Source organism: Kitasatospora sp. NBC_01250 (assembly GCF_036226465.1).
Lineage (GTDB): Bacteria > Actinomycetota > Actinomycetes > Streptomycetales > Streptomycetaceae > Kitasatospora.
On record NZ_CP108476.1, the window covers coordinates 5,125,849 to 5,149,406 of the forward strand.

At 73.5% G+C, this 23,558-nt stretch carries 25 protein-coding genes and 1 riboswitch; of the genes, 16 read left to right on the forward strand and 9 right to left on the reverse strand.

What is annotated here, in order from left to right; genetic code table 11:
- Positions 1-95: 95 nt before the first annotated feature.
- From folP to OG500_RS21595, 6 genes are all read left to right on the forward strand, one after another.
- The gene (folP, locus tag OG500_RS21570) at positions 96-950 is read left to right on the forward strand and encodes a dihydropteroate synthase (protein ID WP_329582624.1); all 855 of its coding nucleotides are present in this window, start codon (positions 96-98) and stop codon (positions 948-950) included.
- Between the two features lie 117 nt (positions 951-1,067).
- Positions 1,068-1,550, forward strand: coding sequence for a nuclear transport factor 2 family protein (locus OG500_RS21575; RefSeq protein WP_327071624.1), 483 nt, complete (start codon positions 1,068-1,070; stop codon positions 1,548-1,550).
- Between the two features lie 90 nt (positions 1,551-1,640).
- Positions 1,641-2,000 (forward strand): dihydroneopterin aldolase, encoded by a 360-nt coding sequence (gene folB, locus OG500_RS21580; protein ID WP_327071625.1) that lies wholly within the window; start codon positions 1,641-1,643, stop codon positions 1,998-2,000.
- A gap of 49 nt (positions 2,001-2,049) precedes the next feature.
- Positions 2,050-2,649: a 2-amino-4-hydroxy-6-hydroxymethyldihydropteridine diphosphokinase gene (gene folK / locus OG500_RS21585; RefSeq protein WP_327068322.1), complete on the forward strand. Its 600-nt coding sequence runs from the start codon at positions 2,050-2,052 to the stop codon at positions 2,647-2,649.
- A gap of 111 nt (positions 2,650-2,760) precedes the next feature.
- A complete protein-coding gene (locus OG500_RS21590) occupies positions 2,761-3,255 on the forward strand; it encodes a DUF3180 domain-containing protein (RefSeq protein WP_327068323.1) in 495 nt (164 codons plus the stop codon).
- 104 nt (positions 3,256-3,359) lie between these two features.
- On the forward strand, positions 3,360-4,655 hold the full coding sequence (locus tag OG500_RS21595) for a hypothetical protein (protein ID WP_329582627.1): 1,296 nt from the start codon (positions 3,360-3,362) through the stop codon (positions 4,653-4,655).
- 93 nt (positions 4,656-4,748) lie between these two features.
- On the opposite strand, the gene OG500_RS21600 is transcribed toward OG500_RS21595, so the two are convergent.
- Together OG500_RS21600 and OG500_RS21605 are read right to left on the reverse strand one after the other, a co-directional pair.
- Positions 4,749-5,324 (reverse strand): TerD family protein, encoded by a 576-nt coding sequence (locus OG500_RS21600; protein ID WP_327068325.1) that lies wholly within the window; start codon positions 5,322-5,324, stop codon positions 4,749-4,751.
- 79 nt (positions 5,325-5,403) lie between these two features.
- Positions 5,404-5,889: a hypothetical protein gene (locus OG500_RS21605; RefSeq protein WP_327068326.1), complete on the reverse strand. Its 486-nt coding sequence runs from the start codon at positions 5,887-5,889 to the stop codon at positions 5,404-5,406.
- Positions 5,890-5,965: 76 nt separating this feature from the next.
- Here OG500_RS21605 and arfB point away from each other — a divergent pair, with 76 nt between their 5' ends.
- A complete protein-coding gene (gene arfB / locus OG500_RS21610) occupies positions 5,966-6,397 on the forward strand; it encodes an alternative ribosome rescue aminoacyl-tRNA hydrolase ArfB (protein ID WP_327068327.1) in 432 nt (143 codons plus the stop codon).
- Positions 6,398-6,401: 4 nt separating this feature from the next.
- Here arfB and OG500_RS21615 read toward each other — a convergent pair whose 3' ends face one another.
- Entirely contained in the window at positions 6,402-6,947 is a 546-nt protein-coding gene (locus tag OG500_RS21615; protein ID WP_327071626.1) for a flavin reductase family protein, read from the reverse strand.
- Between the two features lie 407 nt (positions 6,948-7,354).
- Between OG500_RS21615 and OG500_RS21620 the strand changes: the two genes are divergently transcribed.
- Together OG500_RS21620 and OG500_RS21625 are read left to right on the forward strand one after the other, a co-directional pair.
- A complete protein-coding gene (locus OG500_RS21620) occupies positions 7,355-9,214 on the forward strand; it encodes a GGDEF domain-containing protein (protein ID WP_327068328.1) in 1,860 nt (619 codons plus the stop codon).
- 141 nt (positions 9,215-9,355) lie between these two features.
- The gene (locus tag OG500_RS21625) at positions 9,356-10,417 is read left to right on the forward strand and encodes a hypothetical protein (protein WP_327068329.1); all 1,062 of its coding nucleotides are present in this window, start codon (positions 9,356-9,358) and stop codon (positions 10,415-10,417) included.
- Here the strand turns inward: OG500_RS21625 and OG500_RS21630 are convergent.
- The 4 genes from OG500_RS21630 to OG500_RS21645 all read right to left on the reverse strand — a co-directional run bounded on the left by OG500_RS21630 (position 10,375) and on the right by OG500_RS21645 (position 14,576).
- A complete protein-coding gene (locus OG500_RS21630) occupies positions 10,375-11,343 on the reverse strand; it encodes a class II fructose-bisphosphate aldolase (protein ID WP_327071627.1) in 969 nt (322 codons plus the stop codon). The two genes, OG500_RS21625 and OG500_RS21630, sit on opposite strands and share 43 nt — an antisense overlap.
- Positions 11,344-11,431: 88 nt before the next feature.
- Positions 11,432-12,598: an N-acetylglucosamine-6-phosphate deacetylase gene (nagA, locus tag OG500_RS21635; RefSeq protein ID WP_327068330.1), complete on the reverse strand. Its 1,167-nt coding sequence runs from the start codon at positions 12,596-12,598 to the stop codon at positions 11,432-11,434.
- Complete coding sequence (locus tag OG500_RS21640) at positions 12,595-13,527, reverse strand: ROK family protein (RefSeq protein ID WP_327068331.1); 933 nt, start codon at positions 13,525-13,527, stop codon at positions 12,595-12,597. Before OG500_RS21640 ends, nagA begins: the two co-directional genes overlap by 4 nt.
- Before the next feature lie 119 nt (positions 13,528-13,646).
- Positions 13,647-14,576: an SIS domain-containing protein gene (locus OG500_RS21645; protein ID WP_329582630.1), complete on the reverse strand. Its 930-nt coding sequence runs from the start codon at positions 14,574-14,576 to the stop codon at positions 13,647-13,649.
- 194 nt (positions 14,577-14,770) lie between these two features.
- On the opposite strand from OG500_RS21645, the gene OG500_RS21650 reads away from it, so the two are divergent.
- From OG500_RS21650 to otsB, 4 genes are all read left to right on the forward strand, one after another.
- Positions 14,771-15,559: a DeoR/GlpR family DNA-binding transcription regulator gene (locus OG500_RS21650; protein WP_327068333.1), complete on the forward strand. Its 789-nt coding sequence runs from the start codon at positions 14,771-14,773 to the stop codon at positions 15,557-15,559.
- A gap of 157 nt (positions 15,560-15,716) precedes the next feature.
- On the forward strand, positions 15,717-16,991 hold the full coding sequence (locus tag OG500_RS21655) for an extracellular solute-binding protein (protein ID WP_327068334.1): 1,275 nt from the start codon (positions 15,717-15,719) through the stop codon (positions 16,989-16,991).
- 23 nt (positions 16,992-17,014) lie between these two features.
- A complete protein-coding gene (locus tag OG500_RS21660; protein WP_327068335.1) occupies positions 17,015-17,242 on the forward strand; it encodes a DUF3263 domain-containing protein in 228 nt (75 codons plus the stop codon).
- A gap of 30 nt (positions 17,243-17,272) precedes the next feature.
- Positions 17,273-18,121: a trehalose-phosphatase gene (gene otsB / locus OG500_RS21665; RefSeq protein WP_327068336.1), complete on the forward strand. Its 849-nt coding sequence runs from the start codon at positions 17,273-17,275 to the stop codon at positions 18,119-18,121.
- Here otsB and OG500_RS21670 read toward each other — a convergent pair.
- On the reverse strand, positions 18,097-19,560 hold the full coding sequence (locus OG500_RS21670) for an alpha,alpha-trehalose-phosphate synthase (UDP-forming) (RefSeq protein WP_329582633.1): 1,464 nt from the start codon (positions 19,558-19,560) through the stop codon (positions 18,097-18,099). The genes otsB and OG500_RS21670 overlap by 25 nt on opposite strands.
- A 46-nt stretch (positions 19,561-19,606) precedes the next feature.
- Positions 19,607-20,617: a glucosyl-3-phosphoglycerate synthase gene (locus tag OG500_RS21675; RefSeq protein WP_329582635.1), complete on the reverse strand. Its 1,011-nt coding sequence runs from the start codon at positions 20,615-20,617 to the stop codon at positions 19,607-19,609.
- A gap of 152 nt (positions 20,618-20,769) precedes the next feature.
- A riboswitch (SAM riboswitch) is annotated at positions 20,770-20,901 on the forward strand.
- A 16-nt stretch (positions 20,902-20,917) separates the two neighbouring features.
- Here OG500_RS21675 and thrC point away from each other — a divergent pair.
- The 3 genes from thrC to OG500_RS21690 all read left to right on the forward strand — a co-directional run bounded on the left by thrC (position 20,918) and on the right by OG500_RS21690 (position 23,323).
- The gene (gene thrC, locus OG500_RS21680; RefSeq protein ID WP_327068339.1) at positions 20,918-22,198 is read left to right on the forward strand and encodes a threonine synthase; all 1,281 of its coding nucleotides are present in this window, start codon (positions 20,918-20,920) and stop codon (positions 22,196-22,198) included.
- 61 nt (positions 22,199-22,259) lie between these two features.
- On the forward strand, positions 22,260-22,538 hold the full coding sequence (locus OG500_RS21685; protein ID WP_327068340.1) for a MoaD/ThiS family protein: 279 nt from the start codon (positions 22,260-22,262) through the stop codon (positions 22,536-22,538).
- A gap of 581 nt (positions 22,539-23,119) precedes the next feature.
- Positions 23,120-23,323: a cold-shock protein gene (locus OG500_RS21690; protein ID WP_030289665.1), complete on the forward strand. Its 204-nt coding sequence runs from the start codon at positions 23,120-23,122 to the stop codon at positions 23,321-23,323.
- Positions 23,324-23,558: the final 235 nt, after the last annotated feature.

Genomic DNA, 23,558 nt, shown 5'->3' on the forward strand with positions numbered 1-23,558 from the left:
CACTCCTCGGCCCTTCCCCAGCCCCTGCCCGGCCCCGGCCGGCAGGGGCCGGGGCATCTCATGACCCCGCCGGTCAGCGGGCCGATAATGGGCTCATGAACAACCCGCTGCCCGGTTTTCCGCACCTCGAGCGCTGTGCCGTGATGGGCGTCGTCAACGTGACGCCCGACTCCTTCTCGGACGGCGGGCAGTGGCTGGATCCGGACGCCGCGGTGGCGCACGGTCTTGACCTGGTGGCCCGCGGCGCGGACCTGGTGGACGTCGGCGGGGAGTCGACCCGCCCCGGGTCGACGCGGGTCACCGAGACGGAGGAGCTGCGCCGGGTGCTGCCGGTGGTCCGGCAGCTGGCCGCGGCCGGGGTGCTGGTCTCGGTGGACACCATGCGGGCCGTGGTGGCCGAGCAGGCGCTGGCGGCGGGGGCGGTGCTGGTCAACGACGTCTCCGGCGGGCTGGCCGACCCGGCGATGGCCGCGGTGGTGGCCGAGCACGGGGCGCCGTTCGTGGTGATGCACTGGCGCGGCCAGTCGGCCGACATGGACCGGCTCGCGGTCTACGGCGACGTGGTGGCCGACGTGGTGGCCGAGCTGACGGTGCGGATCGAGGCGCTGCTGGCGGCCGGGGTCAAGGAGGAGCAGCTGATCCTGGATCCCGGGCTCGGCTTCGCCAAGACCAGCGAGCACAACTGGTCGCTGCTGGCGGGTTTGGACGCGCTCACCGCCTTGGGCCGCCCCGTGCTGGTGGCCGCATCCCGCAAGCGCTTCCTGGGTACGCTGCTCGCCGACCCGGAAACCGGGCAGCTGCGCCCGGCTCGGCAGCGCGACGACGCCACCGCGGCGATCTCGGTGCTCTCGGCCCGGGCCGGGGCCTGGGCCGTGCGGGTGCACGACGTGGCGGGCACCGCGGACGCCGTCCGGGTGGTGGCCGCCTGGCGGGCGGCCGCGGCCGGCTGAGCCGGCGGTGGCCGGGCCAGGGGGCCGGGGAGCAGGGGCGGAGCAGCAGCCGGACGGACGAGGACGCGAACGGAAGCGGGTGGTGGCGTGACTGGTGACGGCACGGTGGGCAACGGCATGCTGGGCAACGGCGCGGCGGCCGCTCGGGCCGCCGCCGACCGGGAGGCAGTGCTGGCCGCCAACCAGCGGCTCTACGAGGCGCTGGAGAACGGTGACCTGGAGGCCATCGAGGACGTCTGGCTCTCCGCCGCGGACGCCGACGACAAGTCCGGCGTGGTCTGCGTGCACCCGGGGTGGCCGGTGCTGCGCGGGCGGGCGCAGGTCACCCGGTCGTACCTGCTGATCATGATGAACACCGAGTACATCCAGTTCTTCCTGACCGACGTCGAGTGCGAGGTGCAGGGTGATGTGGCCCTGGTCACCTGCACCGAGAACATCCTGTCCGGCGGCGAGGCCGAGGAGGAGGGCGAGCTGGGACCGCTGGTCGGCGGCAAGGTCGTCTCCAGCAACCTGTTCCGTCGCACCGCCTCCGGCTGGCGTCTCTGGTCGCACCATGGCTCACCCGTGCTGACCAGCGGGGATGACGAGGACGAGGACTGAGTCGCGGTCCGTTGTGGCTGCAAGGGTAGATTCGACGGACGGCGGGCGACCGCGCCTGCCGTTCCAAGATCAGGAGCAGTGATTCAGTTGCTGGACCGCGTCACCCTGCGGGGCCTGCGTGCCCGCGGCCACCACGGCGTCTTCGAGCGTGAGCGGATCGAGGGGCAGACCTTCGTGGTCGACCTGGTCCTCTTCCTCGACACCCGCCCGGCCGCCTCCGGTGACGACCTGACTCGTACGGCCCACTACGGGATCGTCGCCGAGGAGGTCACGGCGATCATCGCCGGTGAACCGGTGGACCTGATCGAGACCCTGGCTCAGCGGATCGCCGACCAGTGCCTCAAGCACGAGGCCGTGGAGGAGGTCGAGGTCACCGTCCACAAGCCGGACGCACCGATCACCGTGCCGTTCGACGATGTGACCATCACCATCCTCCGGCGCCGCGCATAAGGGTTACGGTGATTCCCGCAGCCGAGCCGCCAGCCGAAGAGGATTACCGATGAGCACCAGCGACCCGACCGCTTCGCCGACCACCTTCAACCTCGAGTACCGGGTGGACAGCGTCGACACCACCCTGCAGAACCCGCGCACCGCGGTGCTGGCCCTCGGGAGCAACCTGGGCAACCGGCTGGAGACCCTGCAGGGGGCCGTGGACGCGCTGGCGGACACGCCGGGCCTGCGGATCACCGCCGTCTCCGCGGTCTTCGAGACCGCCGCGCTGGGCGGACCGGGCGAGCAGCCCAACTACTACAACGCGGTGGTGGTGCTGCGCACCACGCTGCCGCCGTACTCGCTGCTGGAGCGGGCCAACGCGATCGAGGACGCCTTCGGGCGCGAGCGGACCGTGCGCTGGGGCGCCCGCACGCTGGACGTCGACATCATCACCTACGAGGGCATGCTGAGCAGCGACCCGGTGCTGTTGCTGCCGCACCCGCGGGCGCACGAGCGTGTCTTCGTGCTCGCGCCGTGGAGCGACGCGGACCCGGACGGCGAGCTGCCGGACCACGGCAAGGTCGCCGATCTGCTGAGCCGGCTCGGTGGCGAGGGCGCCCAGGGCGTGCACCGTCGCACCGACATCCAGCTGCGTCTGCCGGAGTAGGCCCGTCCCGCACGTGGGGCGGCCGGTGGCCGGCAGGCGGTGGCCCGGGTGCGGGTACGGTGGGTTGGCGCTGCCCGCACCACCCGCCGCCCGGAAGGAACCCCCTCTCCAGTGAAGCCGCTCCGCCTCCGTCTCCTGCTGGGCATCTTCGTGATCGCGACGGCGCTGGCCTGGGCCGGTGCCAAGCTCTGGAACTCGCTGGACACCCTGCCCGGGGTCCCGGCGGCTGCCCCGGTGGTGCTGGCGGTCATCGCGGTGATCCTGCTCGCGACGGCGATCTCGCTGCGTTCCCGGCTGAAGGCGATGCGGGAGCGCACGCCGGGTGCCAAGCGGGTGGACCCGCTGGGTGCGGCCCGGGCGGTGGTGCTCGGGCAGGCCAGCGCGCTGGTCTCGGCGCTGGTCAGCGGCGTCTACGCGGGCCTGGGCATCGTGCTCGTCACGCTGCCCGACTTCAACGCCCACCGGGGCGCGGCGATCACGGCGGGCCTGGCGGTGGTCGCCGGGGCCGGTGTGGTGGCGGCGGCGCTCTGGCTCCAGCACATCTGCAAGCTGCCCGAGGACGGCGGCGGCCACAACGGCAAGGGCGCTGCCCCCTCCGCGCGGTGACGGTCCGTCAGGTCGTGCCGGGCGGCGGGCGGACCTCGCGGCGGACCGGCCGGGATGTGTGCTCAGGCTGACAGTGCCGCTATTCGCACGCTAGTTTCTTGCTCATGTCTCGCGGACGCCACCGACACTCCTCTCTGCTCAACCGCGCGCTCCCGTTCGCCGCGGCCGCCGTCCTCACCCTGGCCGCCCTCGCCGCCCTGCTCGCCAGCGCGGACGGCGTGGTGGTGCGCTCGGTCGGTGTCGCGGCGGTGCTCGCGGTGCTCGGCCTGGCCATGGTGCTGCGCCAGCGCGATCGCGCGGCGCGGGCGGCGGCGGACACCGCCGCGGTGCGCCGGGTGCGCGACGAGGAGCGGTACGAGGAGCAGCTGGCCGAGGCCGAGTACGCCGCCGAGGTCGCCGAGGAGCGGGCCAGCCGGCTCGGGCGGCGGCTGACGGCGGAGAAGTCGCGACTGGCGAAGGCGGAGACCGAGATCGCCCGGCTGCTGCGCGAGCGGGCGGTGCAGGCGGCCGCGCAGGCGCTCAAGGAGGCCGAGGCCGCGCAGCAGGCGGTCGAGGCGGCCCGCCCGCTGCACCCGGTGACGCCGGTGGCCTACCTGCGGGCGGCCAACGCGCTGCGCTTCCTGGAGCGGCGGGCGGAGCGGGCCGCGCGGGCCACCGCCGAGGCGGAGCTGACGGCCCGTCGGCAGGCGTCGGCCTCGGCCGCCGCGGTGGTCGCCACCCAGCCCGTCGCCCGGCTGCTCGCCCGGCCCGCCGCGCAGCCTGCTGCCGCGCAGTCACCTGCCGTCCGGCCTCCCGCTGTCGATCCTGCGCCCGTCCGGCCCGCCGATGGGAGCGCTGCCGATGGACCGGCGGACGGCCCCGCTGCCGGTGCCCGGCCCGCGGCGCTGCCCGAGGCGCGCACCGCCTACCTGCCCGCCGGCCCGGCCCCGACGGTGCCGGCCGGGCGGATCGGCCGGCTGACGCCGCCCGAGGAGCACCAGGAGCGGCCCGCCGTGGCCGCCTCGCCGGTGCGCCCCGCGCTGCCGGCCATGGCGGCCGAGGCGGGCACGGCCGCGGCCATGGTCCCGGTGGAGCGCCAGCGACCGCGCCCGCAGCAGGGCGGGGCCCGGGGCGCGGGCTTCAGCTTCTTCGACCGCGGTGCCGCGGTGCGGGCCGCCGCGCCGGCGCCCACGGTCGGCTCGGTCGCCGAGCTGGGGGAGCGCTCCGAGCTGGTCGAGCGCGCCGCGCCCGCCGCCGCGCCGGTGACGGTGGGCCGCCCGGTGCCGGAGCAGGACCTGGCGGACGTGCTCGGCGACGAGGTGGTGGCCGAGCACGAGCGCCGGCCCGAGGTGGTCGACCTGTCGCCCGACGACGAGACCGAGCTGCTCGACCTGCCGGAGCTGCGCGCCAACCAGGGCTAGGCCGTGGGACTCGCCCTCGGGCCGGTCGCCGGCCGTCCGTCGAAACATGAGCCCGGCTCGAAGAGAGCCGGGCTCAGCTGTCTGCGGGGCGGGTCAGACGTTCACGCCGAAGTCCTGGGCGATCCCGACCAGGCCGGAGGCGTAGCCCTGGCCGACCGCGCGGAACTTCCACTCGCCGGCGTTGCGGTAGAGCTCGCCGAAGATCATCGCGGTCTCGGTGGCGGCGTCCTCGGAGAGGTCGTAGCGGGCGATCTCGGCGCCGCCGTGCGCGTTGAGCACCCGGATGTAGGCGTTGCGCACCTGGCCGAAGCTCTGCGCCCGGGCCAGCCCGTCGTAGATGGTCACCGGGAAGACGATCCGCTCGGCCTGCGCGGGCAGACCGTCCAGGTGGACGTTGATCGCCTCGTCGTCCCCCTCGCCGTCGCCGGTGCGGTTGTCGCCGGTGTGCACCACGGTGTCGTCGGGGGTGCGCAGGTTGTTGAAGAAGACGAAGTGGCCGTTGGAGAGCGCCTTGCCGCTCGCGTCCAGCACGATCGCGCTGGCGTCCAGGTCGAATTCGGCGCCGGTGGTGGTCCGGGCGTCCCAGCCCAGACCCACGGTCACCGCGGCCAGCCCGGGGGCCTCCTTGGTCAGCGAGACGTTGCCGCCCTTGGTCAGGCTCACAGCCATGATCGTTTCCGGTCCCTTCGTCGACGTGCCGTCCCCTGGGCAACGTCGGCGGTGGGCGCGGTGGTTCCCTCCGGCCTGGTCAGACCCGGGGGAAGCGCGCCAGGACGGTCCAGATGTGCGGGTTGTCGGCCAGCTCCGGGTGCAGGTCCACCAGGTCGGCCAGCACGTCCTGCAGGAAGTCCCGGGCCTCGCGGCGCAGCGTGGCGTGCCGCACCACCACCGGCTCCTCGTCCAGCCAGGTGGCCCAGACCTCGACCAGGCCGAACCGGCGGGCGAACTGCAGCAGTTCGGTGTTCTGGGTGAAGTCCAGGTCGGCCCGCTGGATGGTGGCCGCCCGGCTGCCGCGCGGGTCCTCGTCCAGCCGCTCGACGATGTCGCACAGCGCCCAGGCGAAGTCCAGCACCGGCACCCATCCCCAGGCTGTGGACAACTCCTGCTCGTCGTCCGCGAGGTAGACGTCGCCGCAGAACAGGTCGTGGCGCAGCGACCGCACGTCCGCGGTGCGGTAGTCGGTCTGCGGGGGGTCGGGGAACCGGACGGAGAGGGAGTAGCCGAGCTCGATCACGCGCTCATTGTCGCGGCCCGCGGCCCTGCGCGATAACCGGGTGACGGCGGCGGGGCGCGGCGGGGATGATGGACGCATGCCCGAGCCCATACGCGTGCGGGGCTCGGTGGTGGTTCCGGAGGCCGAGCTCCAGTGGCGGTTCTCCCGCTCCAGCGGCCCCGGTGGCCAGCACGTCAACACCTCCGACACCCAGGTCGAGCTGCGCTACGACCTGGTCGCCTCGGCCGCGCTGCCCGAGGTCTGGAAGCAGCGCGCCCTGGAGCGCCTGGCCGCCCGCCTGGTGGACGGCCGGGTGCTGGTGGTGCGCGCCAGCGAGCACCGCTCGCAGTGGCGCAACCGCGAGATCGCCGCCGCCCGGCTCTCCTCGCTGCTCGGCGAGGCGACCGCGCCGCCGCCCAAGGCCCGCCGGGCCACCAAGCCGAGCCGGGGCATGGTGGAGCGGCGGCTGGAGAACAAGCGGCGCCGCTCCGAGGTCAAGCGCGGGCGCGGCCCGCTGCGGGGCGACTGACGCCTCAGGCCAGGTGCCGGTAGCCGGACCGGAAGTAGAGCAGCGGCCGCCCGTCCGGTGCGGGCACCCGCGCCTCCAGCACCCGCCCGACCAGCAGCGTGTGGTCGCCTGCGGCTATCCGCTGCTCGGTGCGGCACTCCACGGTCGCCAGCGCCCCGGTCACCAGCGGTGCGCCGCTGGCCGGGCCGCGTTCGTGCGGGGTGTCGGCGAAGAGCAGCCGGTCGCTCAGCCGGCCCTTCATGGCGAACCGCGAGGCCAGCGTCCGGTGCTGCTCGCCGAGCAGCGAGACCGCCCACAGGTCGATCCGGGAGAGCAGCTCGTCCATCCGGGAGTCCTCGCGCACCGAGATCAGCACCAGCGGCGGCTCCAGCGACACCGACAGGAACGAGGTCGCGGTCATCCCGGCGTCCTCGCCCGGCCCCTGGTCGGTCGCGCCGGACTCGCCCGCGTCGTGGACGGTCACCAGCGCGACGCCGGCGGCGAGCTGGGACAGGGCGGCCCGGAACTCGTCCGGCGTGGCGAGGGAGGCAGCGGCGGGCTGCGGCGACATGGACACGTACCGCACGGTAGCCGTCGCACGGGGTCCGTGGCATCAGGCGGTGGTCCTAGGCCCTGGGAACGGGATGCGGCCCCGGCGGTCGGCCGTCTGGCGGCGGGGGGTTCACCCTGGTCGGGACCGTTCTCACCCGCAGCGGTGAACTCCTGCGGCGAAGCGGCGGGCGGCGGCTACAGAATCGGCCGCACCCGACCGAACCCGAGGATGGCCATCGCAACATCGTGTCCGGGCATGACCGGGATGAACCGGGTTTGCCTGTCTATGCGTTGTGTGATTTGAGTCACAAGTGACGACCTATTGCTGACCGAGCGTGCCGATCGCTGTGCTCGCTGTGATTCAGTTCTTCTGGCAATCGGACGATAACCATCAAGACCTATCCGAAGAAGCCGGGGAGCCCCCGCATGGAAGCCGAGTCGGAGCCGTACGTCCGCCTCGCGACCCTCCGCACCTTGCACCGGGTCGTGGCGGACCTCAATGCTGCCCGCAGCCTGGCGGGCACCCTGCAGGCCGTGGTCGAGGGCTCGGTCCACGGCCTGGGCTTCGACGCGGCCGCGCTGAGCCTGGTGCGCCCGGACGGCGACCTGGTGGTGGCGGCCGTCTGGGAGTACGAGGACCGCGACTACGGCGGCCCCGCGGTGCTGCTCGGCCAGGTCGGCTCGCGAGAGTCCTGGGACCGGCTGCTGGCCGTCAGCGACCACTGGGGCACCCTGCGGTTCCTGCCGCACGACCGGGGCTGGGCGGTGGGCACCGACATCCCGCGCTGGACCGGCGACGGCCCGCTGCCCGTCTACGCCAACGACTGGCACCCCGAGGACGGGCTGCTGGCCCCGATGTACAGCGCCGGCGGCGAGCTGCTCGGCGTGCTGAGCGTGGACCGCCCGCGCAGCGGCAAGCGCCCGGGCGCCTGGACCCGCGAGGCGCTGGAGATGTTCTCCCTGCAGGCCTCCATCGCCATCGGCAACGCCCGGCTACGCGCGGAGATGCAGCGCGCGCTCGCCCGGCTGGAGAAGGAGCAGCAGGCGCTGCGGGCCAGCGAGGAGAGCTTCCGGCAGGCCTTCGAGTACGCGCCCAGCGGGATGGCCATCACCGAGCTGCACGGCGCCGGGCGCGGCCAGCTCACCCGGGTCAACGACGCGCTCTGCCGGCTGCTCGGGCGCCCGCGCGCGGCGCTGCGCCAGCAGAGCTTCCTGGACCTGGTGCACCCCGAGGACCGCGGCCTGCTGGAGCGCACCAGCGCCGAGAGCGGCCGGGCCGAGCTGCGGCTGGCCCGGCGCGACGGCGGCTACCAGTGGGTCTGCCTGCGCAACTCGATCGTCGCCGACCCCGCCGAGGGCCCCAGCTTCCTGCTCACCCACGTGGAGGACATCGAGGACCGCAAGCGCCACGAGCTCCAGCTCGCCCACCGGGCCAGCCACGACGCGCTCACCGGTCTGCCGAACGGGTCCGAGCTGCGGGCCCGCCTCGCCCGCCGGCTCTGTTCGATGCCGCAGGGCCCGGGCGGCGCCGCCGAGCACGGCGCTGTGGAGCAGGTGCCCTGCGCGCTGGAGGGAGCGGCCACCGCAGCGGTCTCCGCGGGCGCCTACGGGCCGCACAGCCCGCGCTGCGGGCAGGAGAGCCTGGAGCCCGCCGCGGGCCCGCTGGAGGGCGGCTGGAGCGTTCCGCCGCGCGGCGGAACGCTGGTGCACGGCTACTCGGAGCGCCCGGGCGCGCCCGAGCGCTCCGGTTACGGCGCCCCGGCCCCGGACCACGTGCACGCGGTGGTGCCCACCGGCGTCGGCTCCGAGAGTCCGCCGGAACCCTGGCACGGCCGCTCGCGCGGCACCGCGGCGCCCGCGCAGAAGGGGCTCGCGGTGCTCTTCTGCGACCTGGACGGTTTCAAGTCGGTCAACGACCGCTTCGGCCACAACGCCGGGGACGCGGTGCTGGTCGAGGTGGCCAGGCGGCTGCAGCAGGCGGTCCGCGAGGGGGACACGGTGGCCCGCCTCGGCGGCGACGAGTTCGTGGTGCTGGCCGACGGCATCGGCGGCGAGGAGGCCAGCGACCTGGCCGTGCGGCTGCGCAACGCGGTCATCCCGCCGATGCGGATAGCCGGCCGGGTGGTCCGGGTCGGGGTCAGCATGGGGATCGGCTGGGCGGGCTGCGGGATGAGCATCGAAGAGGTGCTGCACGCGGCCGACAAGCGGATGTACGACGAGAAGCGGGCCCGTGGCGGGGCGGTGCGCGGCGCGCGGGGCGAACGCTCCCACCGCCGCGCGGTCTGACGCCGGCTCGGCCGGCGCGGGTGCGCCGGGCCGGGGTCCGGCACGGCTCGCCCGTTGACCGGCTTTCTCTTCGCTCATGCCAGGCGGGTAGGGTGCCCTGGGTACGGGTCCGGACACGGCACAGGGGAGTTGACCACCGCGATGACAGTCGATGGCAGCCAGGGACCCGAGGGCGCAGAGCAGCCGGCTGCTGCGGACGACCCGTTCGCGTACCTCTACCGTCCCGAGGGCGGCGAGGGCGAGAGCGCGCCGGAGCGGGCGCCGGGCGTGCCGCGCACGCCGTACACCCGCCCGATGGAGGTCGGCCGGGCCCAGTACGGCCCGCCCGCCTCCTACCCGCCGCCGGGCGGCGCCCCGTATCAGCAGCAGCACCAGCAGCAGGGCGGCTACCCGCCGCAGTACCAGCAGCAGCGCCCCTACGGGCCGGGTCCCGAGGCGACCACGCAGCTGCCGAACCAGCAGCCGCGCTACGCCGAGCGCTCGCGCCCGCAGCCCGGTGACGAGGCCCCGCGCCGGCGCAGCCGGGGCCCGGTGATCGCGGTGGTCGCCGTGGTCGCGGCGATAGCGATCGGCTCGGGCATCGCGCTGTCCGGCAACGACGGCAAGAGCACCAAGGACAACGCGGCGCCGGCCCCGGCCCCTTCGGCCGGCCACTCCTCGGGCGGGCCCTCGTCCCCGGCCGGCGGCTCCTCGGCCTCGCCCTCCGCCTCCGCCTCGCCCTCCGGCTCGCCCTCGGCCTCGGCGAGCGTCGGCAGCGGGACCACCTTCCTGGACGCCTCCACGGCGCAGGGCGCCGGCACGGCGAACACCGTCAAGGGCGCGGTCTCCTCCGACGGCTCCTACCTGACGCTCCAGCAGGGCACCACGGCGACCTGGACGGTCAACGTGGCGACCGCCGGCCAGTACACCTTCTGGCTGCACTACAACAACAGCGGCGGCTCCACGGTGCACGTGGCGATCGGCGTCAACGGCCAGGACCACGCGGGCGGCACGAACTTCAAGAGCTGGCCCGGCAGCAACGGCGACGCCTCGCGCTCCTGGTCCTACACCTACATATACGCGGACCTGCAGGCCGGGACGAACACCTTCACGGTCGCCCCGGCCGGCGGCCCGGTCCTGCTGGACCAGGCCGCGATCACCGCGGGGAACGGCAGCGGCAGCTACCCGGCCGCGCCCGGGGCGGCCTCGCCCTCCGCCTCCTGACGCGCCGACGGCAGCACCGGGCCCTGCTCGGGGACACCTGAGCGGGGCCCGGCCGTGTGCGGCCCGCCGCCCGGCAGCGAGGCGACCACCAGGGCCAGGTGCGCGACCACGCCGGCCATCGCCTCGCGGCCGCGCGCGAGGTAGCCGCGCGGGTCCACCCCGTCCGGCTTCGCGGCCAGTGCGGCGCGCACCGCCGGGGTGAAGGCGGAGTTCAGCGCCGTCCCGATGTTGATCTTCACCAGGCCCGCCGCCACCGCCGCCGCCAGTTCCGCGTCCGGCACCCCGGAACTGCCGTGCAGCACCAGCGGGACGGGCACCGCGGCGGCGAGCCGGGCGATCAGCTCGTGGTCCAGCGAGGCGGTCCGGCTGGTCATCGCGTGCGAGCTGCCGACCGCGACGGCCAGCGCGTCCACCCCGGTGGCCTCGACGAAGGCGGCGGCCTCCGCGGGATCGGTGCGTGCGCCGGGGGCGTGCGCGGGCAGCGGCGGGGCGCCGTCCTTGCCGCCGACCCGGCCCAGCTCGGCCTCCAGGTGCAGGCCGTGCCAGTGCGCGAAGTCGGCCGCCTCGGCGGTGGCCTGGAGGTTGTCGGCGTGGTCCAGGTGCGAGGCGTCGAACATCACCGAGGAGAAGCCGGCCCCGGGCGCGGCCCGCAGCAGCTCGACGTCCTCCACGTGGTCCAGGTGCAGCGCGGTGGGCACCCGGGCGGCCTCGGCCACCTCGGCGCAGGCCCGGGCCAGCGGCAGCAGCCGCCCGCCGTGGTAGGCCACCGCGTTCTGGCTGATCTGCAGGATCACGGGGGTGCCCGCGAGTTCGGCGCCGGCGGTGATCGCCTCCGCGTGCTCCAGGGTGATCACGTTGAAGGCGGGCAGGCCGCGGCGGGCCTCCACGGCCTCGGCGAGCAGGTCGGCGGTACGGGCCAGTGGCATGGGTGTCCCCTCGGGAAGGTGGGTGCGGGCGACCCGGTCGTTGACCAGCGCCACCGCTCACCTTCCGAGAGGAGAAGCTGAGGAGGACTCAGCTTCCGGTCGAGAAGCGCTCGGCGCCCTTGATCCATTCGCCGCGGCGGACCACGGCGACCAGGTCGTACGTGTCGGAGTCGAGGATGGCGAGGTCGGCCCGATGGCCGACGGTCAGCGAGCCGACCGTGTCCGCGAGCCCGAGCAGGGCCGCGGGCGTGGTCGAGATCGACTGCACGGTCTGGGTCAGGCTCAGCTTGTTGACGGTCACCGAGCGCTTGAAGGCGACGTCCAGGGTCAGCGTGGAGCCGGCGATCGAGCCGCCCTCCACCAGCCGCGCGACGCCCTGCTCCACCCGGACCTGCAGCGGGCCCAGCGGGTAGAGGCCGTCGCCCATGCCGGCCGCGCCCATCGCGTCGGTGATCAGCGCGACCCGGGCGGCGCCGGCGGTGCCGTACGCGAGGTCCAGCACCGAGGGGTGCAGGTGGGTGCCGTCGTTGATCAGCTCGACGGTGACCCGCTCGTCCTCCAGCAGCGCGACGATCGGTCCGGGCGCGCGGTGCTGGATACCCGGCATCGCGTTGAACAGGTGGGTGGCGACGGTGGCGCCGGCCTCGATCGCCTCCAGGGTCCCGGCGTAGTCGGAGTCGGTGTGGCCGACGGCCGCGATCACCCCGAGGTCGGCCAGCAGGCGCACCGACTCCAGGCCGCCGGGCAGTTCGGGGGCGAGCGTGACCATCTTCGCGGTGCCGCGGGCGGCGTCGACCAGCTTGCGCACCAGCGCCGGGTCCGGGTCGCGCAGCAGGTCGGGGCGGTGCGCGCCGCAGCGCCCCGGCGAGATGAACGGGCCCTCGAAGTGGACGCCGGCCAGCACGCCCTCCTCGACCAGCTCGGACAGCACGGCGGCCTGCCGGCAGACCTCGTCGATCTCCCCGGTGACGGTGGAGGCGACCGTGGTGGTGGTGCCGTGTTCGAGGTGGGTGCGGGCGGCGGTCAGCGCCTCCTCGGCGATGCCGGCCGCGTACGAGGCGCCGCCGCCGCCGTGCACGTGCAGGTCCACGAAGCCGGGAACCACCGTGTAGCCGCTCAGGTCCAGATCGCCCGGGGCGCGCTCGCCGCCGATCTCCGCGATGGTGGTGCCCGAGAAGGCCAGCCGGCCGTCCTCGACGACGCCGGTGGGCAGTACCAGCCGGGCCCCGGCCAGTGCGGTTTGCTCCGCGGTCACGCGGTCACCTCCAACGAGAGCAGGTCCCAGGCGAGCAGCCCGGCACCCAGGGATGCGGCAGTGTCCTTGAGCATGGCCGGTACGACCTTCGGGGGCATCTGGAAGGTCAGCCGCTCGGCAACCGCCGCGTGCAGGGGAGTGAAGAGCGTGTCACCGGCCTCGGCGAGGCCGCCGCCGACGATCACCGTGGCGGGGTCGAGCAGGCTCTGGGCCAGCACGATGCCGTCCGCCAGGCTGTCCACCGCGTTCTGCCAGACCGCCACCGCCCGCGGGTCGCCGGCCTCGACGGCCAGCGCGCAGGCGGCCGCGTCGGCCGTCGGGTCGCCGGACGCCTCGGCCCAGGCCCGGGAGACCGCCGAGGCCGAGGCCAGCGTCTCCAGGCAGCCGCGGGCGCCGCAGCCGCACGCGGGGCCGCCGGGGCGGACCACCACGTGACCGATCTCGCCGCCGTAGCCGTGCGCGCCGGACTCGATGCGTCCGTCGATCCCGATCGCGCCGGCGATGCCGGTGCCCAGCGCGATGAACAGGAACCGCTCCACCCCGCGACCGGCGCCGAGCCGGCCCTCGGCCAGCCCGCCGGAGCGGACGTCGTGGCCGAGGGCGACCGGCAGACCGCCGAGCCGCTCGCCGAGCAGCTTGCGCATCGGCAGGTCGCGCCAGCCGAGGTTGGCGGAGAAGACCGCGATCCCGTTCTTCTCGTCGATCGTCCCCGGCACCGCGACGCCGGCGGCCAGGGGGGCCTCGCCGAAGCGGCGGCGGCCCTCCTCACCGAGGTCGGCGGCGAAGTCGAGGATGGCGGTGACCACGGCGTCCGTGCCGTGCTCCCGCCCGGTCGGTCGGCGTGCTTCGAACAGCACGGAGCCGTCCTGGGCGAGCAGCGCGGCCTTCATGCCGGTGCCGCCTACATCGAGTGCGATGACGTGCTTCACGGGGGACAGTTTCCCTTGACCGAGGAGGAGAGGTCTAGTCCAGTGGTCGGGTTTGTCTGAACCGGGCGAGGTGACCTTGGTCGCTCAGCAGCCCCCTGCCGCGGGGGAGAGGGACCGGATCAGAGCTGCACCGACCTGGTCAGTGCCCGCGGGTTGTCCGGGTCGAGCCCGCGCGCGGTGGCCAGGGCCACGGCCAGCCGCTGGGCCCGGACCAGGTCGGCCATCGGGTCAAGACCGCCGGCGCCGGAGCCGGCCACCAGCAGGCCGCCGGTGGCGGCGATGTCGCCGGCCAGCCCCTCGGGCAGCTCGCCGAACATCCAGGCGGCGCGCCCGGGGCCGGTGATCGCGATCGGGCCGTGCCGGTACTCCATCGCGGGGTAGGCCTCGGTCCAGAAGCAGGCCGCCTCGCGCATCTTGAGCCCGGCCTCCAGGGCCAGGCCGTTGGTCCAGCCGCCGCCCAGGAAGGTGACCTGATCGACCGTCAGCAGGCCTTCGGGCAGCGGCTCTTCGAGTGCCCGCTCGGCGTCCGCGGCGGCCTTGGCGACGCTGCCGGGCCCCTCGCCGCCGGCGCCGTCGCCCGCCAGGTGGGCGCGCAGCAGTGCCAGCGCACTGGTGGCGAAGCGGGTCTGCACCACCGAGCGCTCGTCGGCGAAGTCGAGCACCACCACCTGGTCGGCGGCGGTCATCACCGGGGTGTGCGGGTCGGCGGTCAGCGCGGTGGTCGCGGTGCGCCCGCGCAGGGCCCCCAGCAGGGTGAGCACCTCGGTCGTGGTGCCCGAGCGGGTGATCGCCACCACCCGGTCGTAGTCCCGGGCGCCGGGGAACTCGGAGGCGGCGAAGGCGTCGGTCTCGCCCTGCCCGGCCGCCTCGCGCAGCGCCGCGTAGGACTGCGCCATGAACCAGGAGGTTCCGCAGCCGACCGCGGCGATCCGCTCGCCGCGCCGGGGCAGTGCCGCCGCCGACGTCCCGGCCAGTGTCGCCGCCCGGCGCCAGCAGTCCGGCTGGGTGGCCAGCTCCTCGGCGGTGAGTGAGCTGTCGATGGCTGTCATGCCTACGGCTCCCTTCTGCTCACGCGTCTGCGTGAAACTGATTGATTTATAGCTGTTTCGCGCAGGATCGCGCAAGACCTTGGAGCGGGTACGAAATGCGGCCCAGCATGTGACCGGTGCTGTGCGACGCTGTCCACGAAGGCGGTGGGCGGGGTCGGAGTACGTACTCATGCGGTCGGCAGGGAAGGTGTGGCGTGTCCAGATACGAGCGGTGGAACGGTCTTCTTGAACTCCTTGCCGAACACGGCAAGTTGGAGGTCGAGGAGGCGGCTGCGGCGCTGGGCGTGTCGGCTGCCACGATCCGCCGCGACCTCGACCAGCTGGCCCGCCAGCAGATGGTCACCCGCACCCGCGGCGGCGCGGTGGCGCACAACGTCTCCTACGACCTGCCGCTGCGCTACAAGACCGCCCGCAACGCCGGGGCCAAGCAGCGGATCGGCCAGGCGGTCGCCGCGCTGATCGCGCCGGGCGAGGTGGTCGGGCTCAACGGCGGCACCACCACCACCGAGGTGGCCCGCGCGCTCGCGGTCCGCCCGGAGCTGACCGAGGGCGCCGAGGCGGGGCACGCGCTGACCGTGGTGACCAACGCGCTCAACATCGCCAACGAGCTGACCGTGCGCCCGGCCGTCAAGATCGTGGTGACCGGCGGGGTGGCCCGCCCGCAGTCCTACGAGCTGATCGGACCGCTGGCCAGTACCGTGCTCGCCGAACTGACGCTGGACGTCACGGTGTTGGGCGTGGACGCGCTGGACGTCGAGGTCGGTGCGAGTGCGCACCACGAGGGCGAGGCCAGCGTCAACCGGCTGCTGACCGAGCGGGCCCGGCGGGTGGTGGTGGCGGCCGATTCCTCCAAGCTGGGCCGGCGCGCCTTCGCGCGGATCTGCGGGCTTGAGACGATCGACACGTTGGTGACCGACGAGGCGGCCGGGGCGGACCTCGTCACCGCCTTCCGCGAGGCGGGCGTTCGTGTGCTGACGGTCTGATCGGCGCCGGTTGCAGGATGTGCAATGCGGGCGATCACTTAGGTAACGTTCCTCGCCCAGGGGCCTCTGGTGTGGACCACAAGGGTCGGAATTTGACACCCTTTCGCCCACCTCTGTCCCCGGGAGGTCCCACCCCTGTGCTCGAAGGCGGTCCCCGTTGAAGTCCCGACTTTTCGCCGTGCTGTCCGCCGGCACCCTGCTGACCTGCGGGCTGACCGGCTGCAGCTTCCTCGGCCTGGGCGGCGGTGGCACCGTCACCCTCAAGCTGGTGGCCGCCGACTACGGGACCACTCCGGACACCAGCTCGCAGAAGTACTGGAACCACCTGGCCAAGCAGTTCGAGGCGGCCAACCCCAAGATCAAGGTGGACGTCCAGGTCTTCAGCTGGAGCGACATCGACGCCAAGGTGGCCGACATGGTCAAGGCCGGCAACTCGCCGGACCTGGTGCAGACCGGCGGCTTCGCCGACAAGGTCGCCGCCGGCCAGCTCTACCCGGCCAGCGACGTGCTCTCGATCGACACCCAGACCAACTTCCTGGACAGCTTCAACCGCGCCGGCAACGTGCTCGGGACCCAGTACGGCATACCCTTCGCCGCCTCCTCGCGGACCTTCTTCTACAACAAGGCGATCTTCCGCCAGGCCGGGATCACCCAGCCGCCCGCCACCTGGGACGACCTGAAGAACGACGCCGCGCTGATCAAGGCCAAGGTCCCCGGGGTCACCCCGTACGCGTTGCCGCTCGGCCCCGAGGAGGCCCAGGCCGAGACCTCGATGTGGACGATGAGCGGTGGCAGCGGCATCACCGACGCCGCCGGCGTCTACTCCCTGGACAGCGCGCAGAACGTCGACACCTTCAACTGGCTCAAGCAGAACCTGGTCGACGCCCACCTGACCTATCCGGACCCGGGCAAGGTGAACCGCCAGAACGCCTTCACCGACTTCGCCAACGGCAAGGTGGCGATGCTCAACGGGCACCCGACCCTGCTCCAGCAGGCCCACCAGGGCAACATCGACTTCGGCACCGCGCCGATCCCGGTCAAGAACACGCAGATCAAGCCGGTCTCGCTCGGGGTCGCCGACTGGATGATGGCCTACAGCGCCAACGGCCACCGCAACGAGATCCGCACCTTCCTGAGCTTCGCGTTCAACAAGGACAACACCACCAAGTTCGACCAGGAGTACAACCTGCTCCCGGTCACCCAGGACGGCCTGGCGGCGATGACCGCGAACGGGCAGAACGCCGAGCTCAAGCCGTTCCTGGACGCGCTGCCGAACGCCTCCTTCTACCCGTTCGGCGACCCGGCCTGGGACACCGTCAGCGGCCGGATCAAGACCGAGATCGGCACGGCGGTGCAGGGCGACCCGAAGCCGGTCCTCAGTGATCTGCAGAACTACGCCGTGGACCAGGCCAAGAGCAAGCGCCCGCAGTAGCGGCTCGCGCGCACAATGGCCCCATGACCGAGTTGACCGAACGGGAGCTGGCCGTGCTCGCCCTGGAGGCGGCCGGCTGGCGGACCCAGGGCGCCAAGGAGCAGGCCGTGCGGGAGCGCCTGGGCATCTCCGCCACCCGGTACTACCAGCTGCTGAACGGCCTGCTGGACCGCCCGGAGGCGCTGGCGCACAGCCCGGTGCTGGTCAACCGGCTGCGCCGGGTCCGCGCCGCCCGTCGCGCCGAGCGTTAGCCCGCGGCGGCCCTGGGTAGGTTGGCCGTCATGGGTATCGCGCTGGAACCAAGGACCGCCGAGGGACGCGAGGGGCTGGCCGCGCTGCTGGCCGATCCGGCGCGGGCGCTGGTCGCCGTGGACTTCGACGGCACCCTGTCCCCGATCGTCGCCGATCCCGAGCAGGCCTGGGCGCACCCCGGCGCCGCCGCCGCGCTGGCCGCGCTGGCGCCGCTGGTCGGCACCGTGGCCGTGGTGACCGGGCGTCCGGTGCTCAGCGCGGTGCGGCTGGGCGGCTTCGACCGGCAGCCGGGGCTCGAACCCCTGGTGGTGCTCGGCCACTACGGCGCCGAGCGCTGGGCGGGCGGCACCCTGACCGCGCCGCCGCCGCACCCGGGGGTGGCCGCCGTACGGGCCGAACTGCCTGCGCTGCTGGCCGCGGTGGGCGCGCCGGAGGGCACCGGCACCGAGGACAAGGAGCGCTCGGTCGCGGTGCACACCCGCCGCACCGCCGACCCCGCCGCCGCCTTCGAGCTGCTGCGCGAGCCGCTGGCCGCGCTGGCGGCGGCGCACGGCCTGACCGTCGAACCGGGCCGCCTGGTCCTGGAGTTGCGTCCGCCGGGGGTGGACAAGGGAGCCGCGCTGAGCGGCCTGGTGAGCGAGCGGGGCGCCCGGTCGGTGCTCTACGCCGGCGACGACCTGGGTGATCTGGCCGCCTTCGCGGCGGTGCGCCGACTGCGTGCGGCGGGCGGGGGCGGCCTGCTGGTGGCCAGCGGACCGGTGACCGGCGAGCCGCCGGTGCGCGAGATCGCCGAGCAGGCGGACCTGCTGGTGGCGGGGCCGGCCGGCGTGGTGGAGCTGCTGGAGCGGCTGGGTCAGTCGCTCAGTTCGGCCAGCTGAGCCAGGAACCACTGCTGCGGCGGCAGCGCGGTGGCCGCCGCGGCCAGCCGTCCGGTGCGCTCGGCCCGCTCGGCCGCCGGCATGCTCAACGCCCGGTGCAGCGCCTCGGCGGTGCCGACCACGTCGTAGGGGTTGATGCTCAGCGCGTCCGCGCCCAGCTCGGCGTGGGCACCGGCCTCGCGGGAGAGCACCAGCGCGCAGCCCGCGTCGGAGACCACCGGGACCTCCTTGGCGACCAGGTTCATGCCGTCCCTGATCGGGTTGACCAGCGCCACGTCCGCCATCCGGTAGGCCGCCAGCGAGCGCGCGAAGTCGTCCTCGACCTGGAGTATCAGCGGTTGCCAGGAGTCGGTGGCGAACTCCTCGGTGATCTCCTGGCTGAGCCGCTGCACGGCCGCGGTGTAGTCGCGGTACTCGGCCAGGTCCTGCCGGGAGGGGTAGGCGAAGGCGATGTGCACCACCTGCTCGCGCCACTCGGGGCGGCTGCGCAGCAGGTGCCGGTAGGCCTGCAGGCCGCGCACGATGTTCTTGCTCAGCTCGGTCCGGTCCACCCGCACGATGGTCCGCCGCCCGCCCACCGCCTCGCGCAGCGCGGCCAGCCGCTCGTCCACGTCCGGCCGGTGGGCGCGCTCGCGCAGGAAGTCGGCGTCGGCGCCCAGCGCGTGCACCCCGAGCCTGGTGGTGCGGCCCTGGTGGCTGACCGAGAGGTCGGACCGGGGGCCCGCCCCAGAAATGATCTTCGCGTCCAGGAGCTGCTCGCAGCAGTCCGCGAAGGCCTCGGCCCAGCGGCGGGTGTGGAAGCCGGCCCGGTCGGCGCCCAGCACCCCGGTCAGCACGGCGCGGGCCAGCTCGTCCGGCAGCATGCGGAAGTAGTCCGCCGGGGCCCACGGGATGTGCAGGAAGTAGCTGATCCGCAGGTCGGGACGGAGCTCGCGGAGCAGCGCCGGCACCAGGGTCAGGTGGTAGTCCTGCACGAGCACGGCGGCGCCCGGGGCGGCCTCGGCGGCCAGCGCCTCGGCGAAGGCCGCGTTGTAGGCCTCGAAGGCCGTCCACCGGGCGTCGGCGTCGGCGTCGAAGACGGGTGCGGTGGGCGTGTTGTAGAGCAGGTGGTGCAGGAACCAGAGGGTCGAGTTGGCCACCCCGTTGTAGGCCTGGTCGAAGACCTCGGGGGCGATGTCCAGCATCCGGACGGCCTGTCCGCCGACATCGAAGCCGCCCTGGTCGAGCCGCCCCTGCGGCGAGCGCCGGGCCGCCGTGCGGTCCGCCTCGCCGAGTGCCGCGCAGACCCAGACCGTGCCCGGGTCGTCGATCGCGGAGAGCCCCGAGACCAGTCCGCCGCCGCCGCGCCGCAGCGTCAGCGTGCCGTCCGGGCCGCTGCTGAAGGAGACCGGACCCCGGTTGGATGCCACCAGGATGCGTGCGGGCGTGTGATCGGACATATCTTCAACCTTGCCGGGGGCGTGCGGACGCAAACCCGGACCTTGGTCACACGCTCTGCGCCCGGTACTGCGGAAGCCCGATCACCGGGGGCCGCTCCAGCGCGATCACCTGGTGGCTGTGGGCGGTGAAGTCGCGGGTCACTGCGTCCCGGGTGAACTGGGTCAGCACCGGGCGGGCCAGGTTCTCGGCGGCCTTCAGGCGGTGGGTGCGGTCCAGCCGCTCCAGGGCGGTGCGGTAGATGGTGGCGGCCATCCGGCCCAGCGCCTGGCTGTCCTGGTGGCGGTGGTGGCGCACCCCCACGTCCACCTGGGCCAGCGCGTCCAGGCCCACCAGCTCCAGCGCGTCCACCAGCAGGCCCAGCTCCACCCCGTAACCGGTCGGGAAGTGCAGCCGCTCCAGCAGCGAGCGGCGGGCCGCGTACTCGCCGCCCAGCGGCTGCACGAAGCCGGCCAGCTGCGGCCAGTGCAGGTCCAGCAGCGGGCGGGCGACCAGCTCGGTGACCCGGCCGCCGCCGGCCGGCACCACCGCTCCTTCGGTCTCCAGGGGGCGGTCGTACATCGCCTTGACCAACTGCAGGTCGGGGTCGGTGAGCAGCGGGCCGATGATGCCGCTGACGAAGGCCGGGTCGAATGCGCGCAGGTCGGCGTCGATGAAGCAGACGATCGCCCCGCTGGTCACCAGCAGCGAGCGCCAGAGCACCTCGCCCTTGCCCGGCACGGCCGGCAGTCCGGGCAGGATCGCGTCCCGGTGCACCACCCGGGCACCGGCCGCCGCGGCCACCTCGGCGGTGCGGTCCGCCGAGCCGGAGTCGACCACCACCAGTTCGTCCACCAGCGGCAGCCGCTCCATCAGCTCGCGGCGGATCACCGTGACGATGTCGCCCACCGTGGACTCCTCGTCCAGCGCGGGCAGCACCACGCTGACGGTGCCGGCCGCCCCCGCGGCCTGCTTGGCGGCGAGCAGCGCGGCGGGCGGCCGGTCGCCCGCCCGCCAGGAGCGTCGGCGCAGCCAGTCGGCCGCCTCCGGGAGTAGCGCGGGGCTCTGCTCGGCAGGCAAATCTCGCTCCTTGTGAATCTCGTCTCGCGGGTCGGACGGTCGGCCTCGGTGGACCGCCCTTCGGATACAGTCTTCGTACTGCGGTCAGACCTTCGCACGCCGGGGTCGATCGCTCGGACTCGCCAGCATTCCTGGTGTCCACAACTTCACAGAGCTCATCCAGAGGGACTGAGGGAACGGCCCGTCGACGTCCCGGCAACCTTCTCGTCCGGCCTTCGCGGGCCCCGGCGGGGCAGGTGCCAATTCCGGCCTGTGGCGCGACCGCGCCATGGGGAAGATGAGGAGAGAGGCCTCGCCATCATGGCTACCGCTACCCCTGCAGCTGTCGGTCCTGTCGATCTCGGCCCCGCCGCCGCGCTGTCCTGTCGCGAGTGCGGCACCCGGTTCCCGCTCGGTCCCAGCTTCGCGTGCCTGGAGTGTTTCGGCCCGCTGGAGATCGCCTACGACTACGAGGGCTACGACGCCGACGAGCTGCGCAAGCGGATCGAGGCCGGCCCCGCCTCGATCTGGCGCTACGCCCCGCTGCTGCCGGTGCCCGCGGACGTGGCCGGCAAGCCCAACCTGAACCCCGGCTGGACCCCGCTGGTGAAGGCCGACAACCTCGGCCGCGAGCTCGGTTTCACCGCCCAGCTGCACGTCAAGGACGACTCCGGCAACCCGACCCACTCCTTCAAGGACCGGGTGGTGGCCTGCGCGATCGAGGCCGCCCGCGCCTTCGACTTCACCACGCTGTCCTGCTCCTCCACCGGCAACCTGGCCGGCGCGGTGGGCGCCGCGGCGGCCCGGGCCGGCTTCAAGTCCTGCGTCTTCATCCCGCACGACCTGGAGCAGGGCAAGGTCGTGATGGCCGGGGTCTACGGCGGTGAGCTGGTCGGCATCGAGGGCAACTACGACGACGTGAACCGGTTCTGCTCCGAGCTGATCGGCGACCCGGCCGGCGAGGGCTGGGGCTTCGTCAACGTCAACCTGCGCCCGTACTACGGCGAGGGCTCCAAGACGCTGGCCTTCGAGATCTGCGAGCAGCTCGGCTGGCGGCTGCCGGAGCAGATCGTGATCCCGATCGCCTCCGGCTCGCAGCTCACCAAGATCGACAAGGGGCTGCAGGAGCTGATCAAGCTCGGCCTGGTCGAGGACCGGCCCTACAAGATCTTCGGTGCCCAGGCGGCCGGCTGCTCGCCGGTCTCCGCGGCCTTCAAGGCGGGTCACGACGCGATCCGCCCGGTCAAGCCGGACACCATCGCCAAGTCGCTGGCGATCGGCAACCCGGCGGACGGCCCGTACGTGCTGGACATCGCCCGGCGCACCGGCGGCGCGGTCGAGGACGTCACCGACGCCGAGGTGGTGGCGGCGATCCGGCTGCTGGCCCGCACCGAGGGGATCTTCGCCGAGACCGCGGGCGGCGTGACCATCGGCGTGCTGAAGAAGCTGGTCGAGAACGGTCTGCTGGACCCGGCCAAGGAGACCGTGGCGATCAACACCGGGGACGGCCTCAAGACGCTGGACGCGGTGGCCGACGCGGGCCTGACCGCGACCATCCGGCCGACCCTGGAATCCTTCCGCGCCGCCGGCCTGGCGTCCTGACCCCACCCCCAGCAGCTGAGCCAGCGGCTCAGCCGGCAGTTCAGCAAGCGAGGAGACACCGATGAGCGCGAACGTCCGTATCCCGACCATCCTGCGCACCTACACCGAGGGCGCCGCCGAGGTGAGCGCCGAGGGCGCCACCCTGCAGGAGGTCATCGCCGACCTGGAGCGCAACCACCCCGGCATCGCCGCGCGGATCCTGGACGAGGCGGGCAAGCTGCGCCGCTTCGTGAACGTGTACGTCAACGACGACGACGTGCGGTTCGCCGAGGGCCTGGCCACCGAGGTCGGGGACGGCGCCGGGGTCTCGATCATCCCGGCGGTGGCGGGCGGCTGCTGACGAGGCGTCAGCGCCCCTTCGAGCGCGTTTCCAGGGCGCCGTCCGGCTGTTGGCCGGGCGGCGCCCTGCTGTCGGCCGCCCGCCGGTGGCGCGGCGGCCCGGCCGGTGTCCGTGGCTGTCTCCGGCAGGGCATAGGCTGTCCCCGATGTCCGGGTCCGGCTCGCCCCGCCGCTCGCACGGCAGTTGAGCGCGGCTGGAGCCGTCCGGCCGGTGAGACGCATCTGCCGAGGTATCGCCCGAACCCTGTCGGCGCCTCGTCAGAATTCTTTGGACTATTTGCGGGTTTCGTCCGCTATGTCCCAGCCGAATTGCCGAGGTCTGTCGCATTCATCCCCGACTATCCCTTGGCGCCCCAAGCGAATTGGCGTTCAGTGGCCCTGTTGCACAGGGCGCCGATGCGGATACATTCAGCCGCGGTCGATGCATGCGCCTGCTTCGTCAGCGCCAACTGGCGCCCGGGGGTGGGACGCTGCGGCATGCGGGAGCGCGCCCAGGGGGGATTCCTCGGGTCGCTCCACCAAGACCCGCGCCCGTGACCTGCGGGTGCGCGAAGGGCCAGCACAGCACTAGGGGAGTTCGGAATGGCTCAGGGCACCGTCAAGTGGTTCAACGCGGAGAAGGGCTACGGCTTCATCGCGGTCGACGGTGGTGCGGACGTGTTCGTCCACTACAGCGCGATCCAGATGGACGGCTACCGCACCCTTGAAGAGGGCCAGCGGGTCGAGTTCGAGATCTCCCAGGGGCAGAAGGGCCCGCAGGCGGACATGGTCCGCGCGGCGGTCTGACCTTTCCGAACCTCGGAGCCTCGGCTCTCACCGAGCTGGTGGTTCAGCGGCAGGCCCGTGGGACTTCCCGGACACCGGGACGTCCCGCGGGCCTGCCGTTCGTTTTGCCGCGAGTTGTCGTCGGGTCGCCCGAGGAGCTTGCACTCGCCATGCCGGAGTGCTAATCATTGGCGTTAGCACTCACAGCTTGAGAGTGACAACGGACCGGGTCGGTGAGGCTCCGGGAGCGGTAGGG

What these genes read in the sequence shown, in the direction of transcription:
- OG500_RS21645 (WP_329582630.1), bottom strand. Translation starts at nt 14,576, where the DNA reads ATGACAGCCATCGACAGCTCACTCACCGCCGAGGAGCTGGCCACCCAG.
- arfB (WP_327068327.1), top strand. Translation starts at nt 5,966, where the DNA reads ATGCCCGAGCCCATACGCGTGCGGGGCTCGGTGGTGGTTCCGGAGGCC.
- OG500_RS21670 (WP_329582633.1), bottom strand. Translation starts at nt 19,560, where the DNA reads ATGTCCGATCACACGCCCGCACGCATCCTGGTGGCATCCAACCGGGGT.
- OG500_RS21600 (WP_327068325.1), bottom strand. Translation starts at nt 5,324, where the DNA reads ATGGCTGTGAGCCTGACCAAGGGCGGCAACGTCTCGCTGACCAAGGAG.
- OG500_RS21595 (WP_329582627.1), top strand. Translation starts at nt 3,360, where the DNA reads ATGTCTCGCGGACGCCACCGACACTCCTCTCTGCTCAACCGCGCGCTC.
- folP (WP_329582624.1), top strand. Translation starts at nt 96, where the DNA reads ATGAACAACCCGCTGCCCGGTTTTCCGCACCTCGAGCGCTGTGCCGTG.
- OG500_RS21660 (WP_327068335.1), top strand. Translation starts at nt 17,015, where the DNA reads ATGACCGAGTTGACCGAACGGGAGCTGGCCGTGCTCGCCCTGGAGGCG.
- OG500_RS21575 (WP_327071624.1), top strand. Translation starts at nt 1,068, where the DNA reads ATGCTGGGCAACGGCGCGGCGGCCGCTCGGGCCGCCGCCGACCGGGAG.
- OG500_RS21685 (WP_327068340.1), top strand. Translation starts at nt 22,260, where the DNA reads ATGAGCGCGAACGTCCGTATCCCGACCATCCTGCGCACCTACACCGAG.
- OG500_RS21620 (WP_327068328.1), top strand. Translation starts at nt 7,355, where the DNA reads ATGGAAGCCGAGTCGGAGCCGTACGTCCGCCTCGCGACCCTCCGCACC.
- OG500_RS21615 (WP_327071626.1), bottom strand. Translation starts at nt 6,947, where the DNA reads ATGTCGCCGCAGCCCGCCGCTGCCTCCCTCGCCACGCCGGACGAGTTC.
- OG500_RS21625 (WP_327068329.1), top strand. Translation starts at nt 9,356, where the DNA reads ATGACAGTCGATGGCAGCCAGGGACCCGAGGGCGCAGAGCAGCCGGCT.
- OG500_RS21690 (WP_030289665.1), top strand. Translation starts at nt 23,120, where the DNA reads ATGGCTCAGGGCACCGTCAAGTGGTTCAACGCGGAGAAGGGCTACGGC.
- otsB (WP_327068336.1), top strand. Translation starts at nt 17,273, where the DNA reads ATGGGTATCGCGCTGGAACCAAGGACCGCCGAGGGACGCGAGGGGCTG.
- folK (WP_327068322.1), top strand. Translation starts at nt 2,050, where the DNA reads ATGAGCACCAGCGACCCGACCGCTTCGCCGACCACCTTCAACCTCGAG.
- thrC (WP_327068339.1), top strand. Translation starts at nt 20,918, where the DNA reads ATGGCTACCGCTACCCCTGCAGCTGTCGGTCCTGTCGATCTCGGCCCC.
- OG500_RS21630 (WP_327071627.1), bottom strand. Translation starts at nt 11,343, where the DNA reads ATGCCACTGGCCCGTACCGCCGACCTGCTCGCCGAGGCCGTGGAGGCC.